General features: G+C 69.0%; 9 protein-coding genes and 2 pseudogenes. 5 read left to right on the forward strand and 6 right to left on the reverse strand.

The annotated features are described in order from the left end of the window. Positions 1 to 14: 14 nt before the first annotated feature. A complete protein-coding gene (locus tag PV396_RS41585) occupies positions 15 to 848 on the forward strand; it encodes an NAD(P)H-binding protein (protein WP_319213556.1) in 834 nt (277 codons plus the stop codon). After that, the gene (locus PV396_RS41590) at positions 845 to 1,513 is read left to right on the forward strand and encodes an NAD(P)-binding oxidoreductase (protein ID WP_319213557.1); all 669 of its coding nucleotides are present in this window, start codon (positions 845 to 847) and stop codon (positions 1,511 to 1,513) included. The genes PV396_RS41585 and PV396_RS41590 overlap by 4 nt, the downstream gene beginning before the upstream one ends. 189 nt (positions 1,514 to 1,702) lie before the next feature. Here the strand turns inward: PV396_RS41590 and PV396_RS41595 are convergent, their stop codons facing one another. Then, the gene (locus tag PV396_RS41595; RefSeq protein ID WP_319213558.1) at positions 1,703 to 2,308 is read right to left on the reverse strand and encodes a dihydrofolate reductase family protein; all 606 of its coding nucleotides are present in this window, start codon (positions 2,306 to 2,308) and stop codon (positions 1,703 to 1,705) included. A 264-nt stretch (positions 2,309 to 2,572) separates the two neighbouring features. Here PV396_RS41595 and PV396_RS45275 point away from each other — a divergent pair. The 3 genes and pseudogenes from PV396_RS45275 to PV396_RS41610 form a co-directional block, all read left to right on the forward strand. Beyond that, positions 2,573 to 2,752: pseudogene (locus PV396_RS45275) on the forward strand (hypothetical protein); the annotation flags it as partial. Continuing rightward, positions 2,740 to 3,432 carry a response regulator transcription factor gene (locus PV396_RS41605; protein ID WP_319213559.1) on the forward strand — a complete coding sequence of 231 codons (693 nt, stop codon included), beginning with the start codon at positions 2,740 to 2,742 and terminating at the stop codon, positions 3,430 to 3,432. The pseudogene PV396_RS45275 and the gene PV396_RS41605, both read left to right, overlap by 13 nt. Beyond that, positions 3,429 to 4,880 carry an ATP-binding protein gene (locus PV396_RS41610; protein ID WP_319213560.1) on the forward strand — a complete coding sequence of 484 codons (1,452 nt, stop codon included), beginning with the start codon at positions 3,429 to 3,431 and terminating at the stop codon, positions 4,878 to 4,880. The genes PV396_RS41605 and PV396_RS41610 overlap by 4 nt, the downstream gene beginning before the upstream one ends. A 204-nt stretch (positions 4,881 to 5,084) precedes the next feature. Here PV396_RS41610 and PV396_RS41615 read toward each other — a convergent pair whose 3' ends face one another. The 5 genes and pseudogenes from PV396_RS41615 to PV396_RS41630 all read right to left on the reverse strand — a co-directional run bounded on the left by PV396_RS41615 (position 5,085) and on the right by PV396_RS41630 (position 11,531). Further along, the gene (locus PV396_RS41615) at positions 5,085 to 7,235 is read right to left on the reverse strand and encodes an MMPL family transporter (RefSeq protein ID WP_319213561.1); all 2,151 of its coding nucleotides are present in this window, start codon (positions 7,233 to 7,235) and stop codon (positions 5,085 to 5,087) included. Positions 7,236 to 7,321: 86 nt separating this feature from the next. Next, positions 7,322 to 7,486 (reverse strand): annotated as a pseudogene (locus PV396_RS45280) (hypothetical protein); the annotation flags it as partial. Between the two features lie 61 nt (positions 7,487 to 7,547). Then, positions 7,548 to 7,754 carry a DUF4145 domain-containing protein gene (locus PV396_RS41620; RefSeq protein WP_319213562.1) on the reverse strand — a complete coding sequence of 69 codons (207 nt, stop codon included), beginning with the start codon at positions 7,752 to 7,754 and terminating at the stop codon, positions 7,548 to 7,550. Between the two features lie 38 nt (positions 7,755 to 7,792). After that, on the reverse strand, positions 7,793 to 9,298 hold the full coding sequence (locus tag PV396_RS41625; RefSeq protein ID WP_416071577.1) for an ISL3 family transposase: 1,506 nt from the start codon (positions 9,296 to 9,298) through the stop codon (positions 7,793 to 7,795). 196 nt (positions 9,299 to 9,494) lie between these two features. After that, positions 9,495 to 11,531, reverse strand: coding sequence for a SpoIIE family protein phosphatase (locus PV396_RS41630; RefSeq protein ID WP_319213563.1), 2,037 nt, complete (start codon positions 11,529 to 11,531; stop codon positions 9,495 to 9,497). Positions 11,532 to 12,673 lie beyond the last annotated feature (1,142 nt).

Below are 12,673 nucleotides of genomic sequence, written 5' to 3' on the forward strand. Positions count from 1 at the left end.
CGAGGGGTTCAGTCATGATTCTTGTCACCGGAGCCACTGGCGTCGTCGGCCGGGAAACCGTCCGCCTCCTGGTCGAGGGAGGAGCGAAAGTAGCCGCTGTCACCCGCGACAGCCACGCCGAATTCCCCGCGGGTACCCACCTGGTCCACCCGGCGGAGGTTCCTGCCGTCGACGGCGTGGAGGCCGTCCTGCTCAGCCCGCGTGCCGTCGGATCCGCCGTTGCCGACCTGTTGGCCCGCGCCCGCGAGAAGGGCGCGGCAAGGGTGGTCGTGCTGTCAGCCGTGACCGTGCAGTACCCGGCTGGGCACGCACGCTTCCGCCGGCAGTTCCACGCGGTCGAGGAGATCGCCAAGGGGGGCGGCCTGGACTGGACGATCCTGCGCTGCGCCGATTTCGCCTCCAACACTCTGGCCTGGGCCGGGCAGATCCAGGCCACCGGGACCGTACGGGGGGCCTACCCGCAGGCGAGGACCTCGACCGTCGACGAGCGTGACATCGCTGCGGTGGCCGCCCTCGCCCTGACGGACCCGCAGCACAGCGGTCAGGCGTACCTGCTCACCGGAGAGCAGTCGCTGAGCCAGCCGGAGAAGGTCGCCGCGCTCGGCGCGGCGCTCGACCGGACACTGTCGTTCGCCGAGGCCGCACCGGAGGAGATCCGCCGCGGCATGCTCGCCGCCGGCCTGCCCGAGGAGGTACCCGACCGGCTGCTCGGCTCGCTGGCCGACTACGCCCGCAACGCCGGGCCCACCACCGACACCGTGCGGCGGCTGCTGGGCCGCCCGGCACGCACGTACGCCACCTGGGCGCAGGACCACCGTGCCGCCTTCACCGCAGGAGGAACCCGATGAAACTCACGATCGTGGCCGCCACCGGGGGTATCGGACGGCACCTGGTCGAGCAGGCGGTAGCCGCCGGGCATGAGGTCACCGCCGTGGCCCGCCGCCCGCGTGAGCTGCCGGGGGGCGTCCGGGCGGTCGCCGTCGACCTGACCCGGCCCGACATGCGGATGCTCGCCGGGGCGGTTCGCGGCTCCGATGCCGTACTGTCCGCGCTCGGCCCGCGAAACCCGCGCGCGGACGCGGGCATCACCTCGCACGGCACCCGCGCGATCGTGGCGGCGATGCAGGCAGAGCACGTCCGGCGGATCATCGTCGTCAGCGCCGCACCCGTCGGACCGGTGCCGGTGCCTGGCCGGCCGGCACCACCCAGGCACGATCCCGGCGACGGCTTCTTCATGCGTTACCTGGGCGGCCCGTTGACCCGGGCGATGTTCGGCCGGCACTACGCCGACCTCGCCGTGACCGAACAGACCCTGCGCGACAGCGAACTGGCATGGACGGTGTCACGTCCGCCCAAGCTCACCGACAAGCCCCTGACCAGCAGGTACCGGACCGCGTTGAACCGCAACGTCCGGGGCGGGTTCTCCGTCTCACGCGCCGACGTCGCCCACCACATGCTGGCCATGGTGAACCAGCCGGACACCATCGAGCAGGTCGTCGGCATCGCGAACTGACACAGATCAGCCACGCCCGGCACGGAGGGATCGGGCCCTCGCGTGAGCGGCACGAACAAGGCCAAGGACAGGGTGCAGGCACAGACTCTGCGCGGGTCGATGCGGGCCCTTCCGGAACGGGACCGCGTCGACCCCGCAGACCGCGTCATGGGGCATCCCCGTCGGCAGGGCCACCGAGTCGTGGCGACGTCACGCAGGGACGCCGAGCGGCGGGTGTTCGAGCACGCGGGGCTTGTACTCGACCAGCTGGATGCGGCCGTCGAAGGTGCGGTGCTCGATCATCTCGAGGGCGACGTCCGGATAGCCGTCGTAGATGCGCTCTTCGCCCGTGGCCCCGGTGATCACCGGGAACATCACGACCCGGAAACGGTCGACGAGTCCAGCACGTAGCAGGGATCGGCACAGGCTGAGGCTGCCGATCGTGCTGAGGAGCCCCGAGCCACTCGCCTTCATGGCGCGGACCGCCTCGACGGCGTCGTCGCGGACGAGCGTGGAGTTGGCCCACGTCAGTGGCTCCTCGAGTGAGGAGGAGAACACCACCTTGGACGCTTGCGTGAGCTCGTCGACCGACGCCTCTTCTTCGGGCCGGAACTCGTCTTGGCCCTTCGGGACCTCGCCTGCGGCGAAGCCCGACATCAGGCGGTAGGTGTTCGCTCCCATCAGGTAGGTGGCCTCGGGCTGCTCGCCGAGCCATGCGAGGTACTCCGGGCCCTCGAGGCCCCAGAAGCCGGGCCATCCCTCTCCCGATGCGTAGCCGTCGAGGGAGGTGATGAAGTCGACGAGAAGTTCCGACATGGCGGTGTCCTTTCCTGGGTGTCACGAGCTTGGACCGGCCGAGAGCCAGAAACTCATCGGCCGCGCTGTGGAGGAACGAGAAATCTCCTGACGCTGCTGCCGATCAGGTCGGCGGTGCGGCACTGCTTTTTCCACGCGAGCGGGAACGGCTTGTTTGAGCTCTGTCAGAGCCCCGGATCAGCTCCACCTGCGAACAGCCCGCCAACCAGATTGCCGGCCATCCCACGATCACCAAGGCGTCACAATGCCGCCCTCGGTATCGGCCTCGAAATCGTCCGGCGCGATCCCACCGGCCGCGGCTTTCGCGTCCAGCCCCGACGCTGGGTCATCGAACGCACCCTCGGCTGGCTCATGCAACGCTCTAATCCTGGCCTCAGGTTGATCGGGGACAATGAGCGGCAAAAGTATCGACTGGAAGGGGGCGGGCCAGCGTGCGGATCATGATCGCGGATGATGAAGCGGCCATCCGTGAGTCGCTGGAGCGGGTGCTCCAGGTCGAGGGTTACGACACCAGCACCGTCGCCAACGGGTTCGCCGTGCTCGACGGGGTCGTTGGGGCCGGCGGTGACACGCTGGATCTGCTGATCCTCGACGTGATGATGCCCCGCCTGGGCGGGTTGGAGACCTGCCGGCGGTTGCGGGCCGCGGGTCGGGATCTGCCGGTGCTGATGCTGACCGCCCGTGACCAGGTCTCCGACCGGGTCACAGGACTGGACGCGGGCGCCGACGACTACCTGCCCAAGCCGTTCGCCACCGAGGAGTTGCTGGCCCGGGTGCGGGCCCTGCTGCGCCGGCGCACGCCGACCGACGAGGAGTCGCAGATCCTGTCGTTCGCCGACGTCCGGCTCGATCCCGACAGGTTCGAGGCGTGGCGTGGCCGGCGACCGCTGCGCCTGACCCGGACCGAGTTCTCCCTCCTGCAGGTCCTCATGAGCAACGCGACCCGGGTCGTGACCCGTGACGCGCTGTTCGAGGCGATCTGGGGCTTCGACATGAGCGCCACCGCCAACAACCTCCAGGTATACGTGAGTTACCTGCGCCGCAAGATGGAGGCCGAGGGTGAGCCGCGATTGATCTACACGCTGCGCGGCCTGGGATACACGTTGCGGGAGACTCCTCCGTGAGCAGGCCGGTCGGCCGGGAACCGCGCCGGCTGACCCGGTGGTGGCGCCGGCGGTCCCTGCGGAGCAGGCTGACGGTGATCGCGGCGACGGCCATCGCGGTCAGCGTGTTCGTGGCCTTCCAGGTGGCCAGCGAGCTACTGGGCTGGGAGCTGCAGGACAGCGCCAAGAATCAGCTACGCGCCGACTCCCGCGTCCTGGCGACGAACGCGCAGCGCGACGGTCCGGCGCAGGTCCAACTACCGCCGTATCCCGGGTCCGGTCGGCTGGTGCGGGTCATCCTGCCCGACGGCTCGACCCGGACGCCGGCCGGCCAACCCGCGCTGCCCCCCGTCAGCGAGGACGCCGGGCGCGTGGCGCGGGGCGCGTCGGCCGACCTGATGGAGTCGAACGACAGCGACGAGGACGGCTACCTCATCTACACGCTGCGGGCGGGCGACGGCGCGGTCCAGGTGGCCCAGGTCGCCGACGACAGCCCGATCAACCGGTTCGGGTTCGGCATGCTGCTGATCGGGCTGCTCTGCGTGGCCGGCGGCGCCCTTGTCGGGCGGACCGTGGCACGGACCGGGCTGGCACCGATCGACCGGCTGACCGCCGCCGCGGTACGTGTCGCGCACACCCGGGATCTCGACGCCGACATCCCGGATGAGGGCGGTGGGGAGATCCGGCGGCTGATCCAGTCGATCAACGACATGCTCGCCGCGCTCCGGGACTCCCGGCGGGCCCAGCGGCTGCTCGCCGAGGACGCCGCCCATGAGCTCAAGACCCCGCTCACCAGCCTGCGCCTCAACGTCGAGCTGCTGATCCGGCTCGATCGGCGCGGCACCCTGGACAGCGCACTGCCGGCGGAGAGCCGGACCCGGCTGCTCAACGATCTCGGCGCCCAGGTGGCCGAGTTGAGCACTCTTGCCGCCGAGCTGACCGACCTGGCGCGCGGTGACGTCAGCGACGAGAACACCGAGCTGCTCGACCTCGCCGACGTGGTGGTGGCCGCCGTGACCCGGGCGCGTTCCCGCGTGCCCGACGTCGAGGTCGCCCTCGACGTGGCCTCCGTGTGGGTGAGCGGGCGTCCCGCCGCGCTCCAGCGGGCGGTGCTCAACCTGATCGACAACGCCGGCAAGTGGTCCCCGGCGGACCAGCCGGTCCAGGTCCGGCTCCGTGCCGAGGGCGCGTCGGTGGTGCTCGAGGTCGACGACGCGGGGCCGGGCATCGACGCCGCCGACGTACCGCGGGTGTTCGACCGGTTCTACCGTGCAGACAGCGCCCGGGCGTTGCCGGGATCCGGTCTGGGGCTGTCGATCGTGCAGCGGGTCGTCGACGCCCACGGTGGCCGGGCCACCGTCGCCCGCTCCGCACGCGGTGGCGCGCTGCTTCGCATCGACCTTCCGGCCGCGGCCCCGCCCGCCCCGATCGCGCCGCTCACCGCCGGGGAGGACAGCGCGGCACGCTGACCCGCCCCGGTGGCGCGGCGCAGGACAGCGGACGACGGCCCTCGGACATGGCCCCACGGCTCACCGCCGGGGCAGGACACCGAGATGCACCGACCCTGGCCCCGGCACGTGGCGCAGGATTCGAGGGGCGGCGGCCGTCGGGCCCATGAAAAGATCCGGGACGGGCCTGGCTGCCCGTCCCGGATCTCATCCGTGCCGCCGCGCTCACCGTTGCAGCGCGGGCTCCTCGTCGTCGGCGAGCGGCTGTTGGCCGTCCGGCAGTTCCGCCGCCGGCCGGGACAGCCGGCTCGGCCACCAGATCCGCCGGCCGATCAGCAGGGTGAGGGCGGGCACCAGGACCGACCGCACCAACAGGGCGTCGAGCAGCACACCGAAGGCGACCAGGAACCCGACCTCGATCAGCATCACCAGCGGAAGTGTGGCGAGGACCGCGAACGTGGCCGCCAGGACCAGGCCTGCCGAGGTGATCACGCCACCGGTGGCGGAGAGAGCTTTGAGCATGCCCTCTCCCGTGCCGAGGCGTACGGTCTCCTCCCGGGCACGGCTGGCCAGGAAGATGTTGTAGTCGACGCCCAGCGCCACCAGGAACAGGAATGCCAGCAGCGGCACCGAATTGTCGACGCCCTTGAACCCGAGGATCGTGTCGAAGACGAACACGCTGCCGCCGAAGGCCGCGGCGAATGAGACGATCACGGTGGCCATCAGGACCAGCGGGGCCACAACCGCGCGGAGCAGCAGCCCGAGGACGATGAGGACGACGGCGAGCACCAGCGGGATCACCAGCTTCTCGTCGCGGCTGGTGGTCACCTCGGTGTCGAGGTTCTCCGCGCTCGGCCCGCCGACGATCGCCTCCGCCCCGCTGATCGGGTGCACGGCGCTCCGCACCCGCTTGATCGTGTCGTACTCTGCGACGGTGTCCGGCGCGTCCTTCGGGAACACGGAGATGTCGGCCCAGCCACCGCTGGTCTGACCCGGGATGGCCAGGGCCACACCGCGAGTGTCCTTGACGATGTCGAGCACCCGCTCCTGGTACGCCGGCCGCGTGAAGATCGTCATCGGCTGGCCGCCGAGCTCCGGAAAGTGCTGGCGCAGAACGGTGAAGCCGGTGACCGACTCCGGGGCGGACAGGAACTGATCCTGCTCCCGCAGGTTGCCGGTGTTGCCCGCCAGCCCGAGGGCGAGCACGCCGAGTACCCCGAGCGAGCCGAGCGCCGCCACCCACCGGCGGCGGCTGATGGCGGCGCCAAGCCGTCCCCACAGCCCCGGCTTCTCCTCTACGACCATGCTGAACCGCGGGATGGCCGGCCAGAAGATCCGCCTGCCGAGCACCACGAGCACCGCCGGGAACAGCGTCAGCATGGCCACCAGCGCGCACAGGATGCCGGCCGCGCCGATCGGGCCCAGCCCGCTGGTGCTGTTCAGGTCGGCGACGAGCAGGCAGAGCAGGCCGGCGATCACGGTGGCCGCGGACGCGACGATGGCCGGCGCCGCGCTGCGCAGCGCGTGGACCATCGCGACCCGGACGTTCTCGTGGTGGTGCAGTGCCTCCCGATATCGAGCGATGAGCAACAGCGCGTAGTCCGTGCCGACGCCGAACACCAGGATCGTCAGCAGCGCCGAGTTCTGGTCGTTGACCACGAGACCGAAGCCCTTGACGAGCAGGTAGACGGTCGCCATCGCGGTCAGTGCGGCCGCGCCCACGGCCACCAGCGGGATGAGCCACAACACCGGGCTGCGGTAGGTGAGGATGAGCAAGAGCGTGACGACGACGATGGTGGTGAGCAAGACCTGCATGTCGATGCCGTCGAAGACGGCGTCCATGTCGCCGTCGATCGCGGCCGGGCCGGTCACGTCGAGTTCCAGGCCGTCGGGGCGGTCCTTCGCGGCGTCACGTAACGGGCCGACGATGTCCTCCGGCGCGCCGTAGGCCGTGCTCACCTCGAGGGTGAACATCATCGCCTTGCCGTTGCTGGAGGCACTAGTCGGCGGGCCCTCCTCGTCGCGGCCGGCCGGGGCCGCCACCTTCGGCGGGTACCGCTTGGAAAGGGTGTCGTAGTGGCGCTCGGCCGTCGCGCGATCGGTATTGGTCAAGCCGCCGGCGCGGTGGTACACGAAGACGAACGTGTTGTCATCACCGTCGGGGAGACTGTCCTCCAATACCGCGACCTTGGTGGACTCGGCGCTGGCCGGCAAGGTGTCCGCAGCACTGTCGGTGGTGACCGAACTCAACTTTCCGCTCAGCGGCACCATGAACACCGCCAGCACCAACCACAAACCGATCACTAACCACGGCACCCACCGGCCTGCCAACCGACCGGCCGGCGCTTTTCCGGACGGCGCTGCGTTGACTACCATCACTAGCCTCCTACCTACGCGTTACATCGCTTCTCCGACGACCTACTTCCTAACGAGCGAACCTGAGACAACCGTTAATACGGTGCTCAGACCGGTTGGCGCGTGGTGGCGTCGAGGTCCTGCCCGGTGGGCAAGGCCCAGGCGACGAGGCCGTCGGGCCGGATGAGCAACGCATCGACGTCCACCCGGCCCGTGCGGGCGGTGACGGTGTTGACCCGTCCGCTCCACGCGGCCGCGGCGTCGCGGGCCTCCGCACGGCCGACGAGGCGAGCAGGGGCCCACGCCCCTCACGCAACAGCACCGCCGACCGGTTCACCGCGGTGACGACGTCCAGGTCGGGCCGCTCCAGCGCAGGCCTGTGGCCGCGAGCTCCTGGATCTTTCCGTGCAGGGTGTGATGCGTGGCGCCCTGGACCTTGCACAGCTCTTCCACCGCCGACCGGTATCCGACGTCGGCGAGCCGGGCCGCGCCTGCGTTTTCTGCCCGTGAGGCTTCCTTGTCCGGGGTCTGTCCAGCCAACGGCCCTGTCTCATATTCGGTGGTGACGGAGAGTGTTGCTATCCGAGGAGGATGCGGTGGCGGAGGAGGGTGAAGCCTGCTCGTCCGTGCATCTGGCGGGCGATCCGCTTGGTCTTGGTGTTGACGCCTTCGGTGGGGCCGTTGCTGTACGGAAGTGTGAATCCGGCGGTCACGGCTTCGAGGTCTCGCTCCAGGCCCCGGGTGAAGGAGTGCAGATGGGGTAGATCCGCTGCGCGGACCTGGGCGATCCAGCGTGAGAGCCTGTCGGCATTTTCTGTATGAGGTGTCAGGAGCGGGGCGAAGTTCCTTATGCAGGCGGCCAGTTGGGTCATCTCGGAGCAAGCGGCGGTCAGCTGGGCCAGGAGATCATGATGTTCGGTCTTGAGGTTGTCGGGTTTGGTGAGCATCATGCGGGCGAGTCTGCGTGGTGAGATGTGGCTGCGGTCGGTGTCCGCCCGGCCCTGGTTGATGTACTTGTGCAGGAGGTTCAGGCAGCCGGTGAAGCCGAGGGCTGCGATCTCTTCGAAGAGGTGCTTGATGGGGATGGCGGGGTCTTCGGCCCGGCGTTTGCGCAGGTGCTCGCGGTAGGGATCGACCAGGCCGGCGCGGTATTTGGGGACGCGGAGCATGCGTTCAGGCCGGTCGGCGCGGGCGTAGCGTTTGACGGTGTTCAGGGCCAGTTGCAGGCGGCGGGCGCATTCCAGCAGGCCCACGCCCTTCTCGAGCAGGTTGTGGACCTGGTGCCAACGTTCCAGAGTGGTCTGTGCGCGCGGCCCGTCGTACAGGGGCGCGTCCAGCACGGTGGCCCAGCAACTGCTGTGTGCCTTCACCTCGCTCAAAGCGGCTTCACACAGGTTGTGCCACAAATGCCAGCGATCACCAACCTGTACCGCGTCGGGCAGAGCACGGCGGATGGCCTCGGCATAGGTCGCGGAGCCGTCCCGGCACACGATCTCGACGCCCGGATGAGCGCGTAACCATGCTTCCAGGGTGTCGGCTGTGCGGTCGGGCAGCACATCGATGCGCTCGTGGGTCTCGGCGTCGATCACCACGGTCGCGTAGCGGTGGCGCCGGCGCAGAGCGAAGTCGTCGACACCGATCACGCGGGGCACCCGCCCGGCGGGCAACGGGATCCGCAACAGGGTGCGCAGGGCCGTGTGACGCGACAGGCCCACCGCGAGTATCGCCAGCAAGCGCGCCCCGGCCCGGCCCGCTAACTCCTTGACCACAGCCTCGACTTGACCGGTCAGACGGGCGGTGCGTCGCTGGTACCGCTCCAGAACCCCGGGCACCTGCTCACGGAAGGTGTGACAGCAGCCGCGCGTGGAACACACCAGCCGCCGCACCCGCACACGGACCACCACACGCCGCCCGTCCACCGGTACGTCGGCCACCGTCCGCAGGTGAAAGCCATGCACTCGCCCGGACGGCGCCCCGCAACTCAGGCACGGCACCATGTCCGCCGGCGTCCGTGCTCGCACCAGGATCCGCTCGCCTTCGTCGGTCACGTCCTCGATGACCAGCGGTAACAGCCCCGAGAACACCACATCTACAAGGTCGGTGACATCTCGCACATAAATGTCAACGACCTTGGCAACCCTCCGTCACCACCGAATATGAGACAGGGCCGTTAAAGACACACCCGGTTCCGCAGGCACGGAGCTCCGCCGAGGCGGGTCTGGTCAGGGCGGACGTCTCGGCAATCCCACTGGCACTCTCGCCCTGTCGGACGTGATCTGATCAGGAACCGCCTGTGGGCCGGAGCAGCAATAGGGCGATGTCGTCGGTGTGCCGGCCGAGAGGGCGGATGTGGTGGACGAGGCTGGCGACGAGGTTTTGCAGGGAGAGGTCGCTCGACCTGCCGAGGTGGTGCGCGAGGTCGGCGGTGGTCCGGGCGATGTCGGCACCCGGCACTTCCACGAGGCCGTCGGTGTAGAGGGTGAGGATGGCCCCCTCGGCCAGAGGCAGTGCGGTGATCGGGTAGCTGGGGGGTCCCATGCCGATGCCGAGGGGAGGACCGGGGTCGATGTCGACGGTATGGGCTCGATGATCGGGGTGCCGCAGGAGCGGGGGTGGGTGTCCGGCGCTGGCGAGGGCCGCCTGCTTGCGGGCGAGGTCGAGGTGGGCGTACAGGCAGGTGACGAAACGGCCCGCGTTCACGTCGGCCAGGTCTCGGTCGGTGCGGGTGAGGACCTCGTCGGGAGCGGCTCCGGCGGTGGCGTGGGAGTGGACAGCCATACGGACCTGGCCCATGAGGGCAGCGGCCGTCACGTCGTGGCCCTGGACGTCGCCGATGACTGCTGCGGCGGTGGTGTCGGTGAGGCGGATGAGGTCGTAGAAGTCGCCGCCGATGTCCATGCCGCGGCTGGCGGGTAGGTAGCGGGCGGCGACGTCGAGCCCGGTCACGGTGGGCAGTGCGTGGGGCAGGAGGGTTTGCTGGAGGCCGTGGGCGAGACTGTGTTTGGCGTCGTAGAGGCGGGCGCGGTCCAGGGCTTGGGCGATGAGTGCGGCCAGGGGGGTGAGGATGGAGCGCTCGGCGGCGGTGAAGGTGTGGGGGTGGCTGAAGGCGAGGACGAAGCAGCCGACGGGACGTCCGGAGGTGATCAGCGGCAAGAATGCCCATGCTTGTTTGTCGCTGATCTGCGGCGCCTTGGGGAAGGCGCGGGCCAGCTCGGTACGGTCTGCGAAGTACGAGGAGGCGCCGTCGGCCAGGGCATGGCCGGCGGGGGTGAGACTGGCGTCCGCAGGCTGACCGTCGAGTTGCTCGATGACCTCCGGGGCATAGCCGCGGTATCCGACGATCCGCATACGGTCGGCTTCGGCAGTGGACATGATCATTCCGTGGGCGCCAAAGGCAGGCAGGATCTGGTCGGCGACCAGGTCGACGACGTCTTGGACGCCTACGGTCTCGGTCAGCGCGGCTGCCAGATAGACCAGCAGGTGGATGCGGCTTCCTGATGTGCTGATGAACGCGGGCTGCGTGGCGAGGGGCTTGAACGGCGGCTCGACCGGGTCGCCAGGAGTGATGAGAATGCTGATGCCGCTGTCGTCCGCGTGGAAGCGGAGGTCGAGCCAATGGTTCGACGGGCCCAGGACTGTCAGGGACAGCGGCTCACGGCTGGTCACAGCGGTGCGGTATGTATCCATGAAGGCGAGGTTGTCCAGCCAGGGCAGTGACTGCCAAGGTTGGGTACCGAGCAGTTGTGCCGCGGCACTGCCCAGCAGTTCGGCGGCTGCGGCATTGGTGAAAGTGATACGTCCCTCAAGGTCGAGGGCAACGGTACCGAGGGGAAGACGCTCGACCAGGTCGGCCGCTGCGAGCGCCGGCTGTGCCTGCCTCGCGGCCGCGTCGTGCAGCGGGATGAAACGGGGCCGGTCCGGCACGACCGCAGGGCGAGCGGCTGCATCAAGGACCCGGGCGATGCGCCGCGCCCCGACGGCGATGCGCCCGCGCTCACGGAGAGTGAGACGGTCGGGACGTTCGGGAGGCCACAGCAGCAGCAGGGCGCCACGGCAGTCGTGGACCCCGCTGAGCGGCGCGACTGCGAACGCGAGCCGGTAGGGGACGTTCGCTGCCACGCGCGGATATGAGCGGGCCAGCTCCTCCTGCGAGCTCACCCAGACCAGCCGCTCCTCACGTACCGCATCCTGGGTCGGGCCATGGGAGGCGAGCGCCACGCGCCACCATGGAGCAAAAGCCTCGACTGGCACACCGCACATCATGTCCAGAGCCAGTACCGTTCCTGTCGGATCCAGCAGATAGACGGCTCCGGCCACGGCACCCGCACGGTGCACGGCCCCCGTCAACGCTTGGCCCAGCGGATTGACCGCCTCAGACGGCTCACCACACCCGTTCACGTCGCACAGCACCTCACGCCCATATCAGGACGATACGCCCGCTCAGCGGTGACAGCATGCGGAACGGAGCACGGCTGGGGTACGAAGGCCGCCAGCGATCAGGCGAGGCCGCAGCTTGTACGCGGCCTGGACGGCGGCGATCGCCTGCTCGATGAGTCCGTCTCCGTGTCGATGGTCAACCGCACAAAGCGATGCCCCCTCAGTGATCACTTCCGCCATCCTCTCCATCTGCACCGATGCCGTCATCGCATTCCGGGTAGCGGGCGGACGTGCCCGGTGACCCGTGCGATCAGTGGCAGGGATCGTGCTGCACGCAGTCCGGGCCGACCGTGACACGGGGCGGAATTGAATGGTCAATTCCGTTTGCTGGATTCCGCAACCCACAACGGGCGTTATCCGACGTTTCCATGCGCTCCCACTATTCGCCACCGTTCGCCACCCCTTCATTCCCCCGCAACCAGACGTGAGGCACTTGCCTGTGACCTAAGAATGTTTGGCGACACCGGCTCCACCCCGCCTGAATCGGGTAATTCCCTGACAGGGATCCGACAATAAAAATGGGGTGAAGCCTGCCTGACCGCTAGGGAAGCACGATGCTCTCCCGTGACCCAGTAAAGGAGTGGGCGCACCCGCAGGTGCGCTGAACTGCCATGTTGAACGACTTCATGACTGAGGCCTGGCCCGAGTACATCGCCGGCGTCCTGGTCTTGGCCACTGGCGCAGGGGCCAGCACCCTGGCCGGGGCCTGGCGCCGACGCAGGCGGCTTCGACGAAACCACGAGAGCGCAGCCGACGGCAGCGAGTGACTTTCCCGCCCCTCATTTCACCGGAGGTTTCTGTGCTCGAATCCAATAACGTCGTCTTACAGACGACAAAAAACGTCGTTTACAAGACGACACCACGACAGCCGGAAGCGGAAACACATCGAACTGACGCTTGGAATCATCTGAAAGAACCCTCCTTAGCCTCGATCTTTCGTGACGGTCTGCCGACGGAGTCGGTAGACCGTTTCGCCTTCCGCGGCTGCTGGCGGGCAGGCCGGTAGCCCGACTGTCGTGTCG

The organism is Streptomyces sp. ME02-8801-2C, from assembly GCF_033793965.1.
GTDB lineage: Bacteria > Actinomycetota > Actinomycetes > Streptomycetales > Streptomycetaceae > Streptomyces.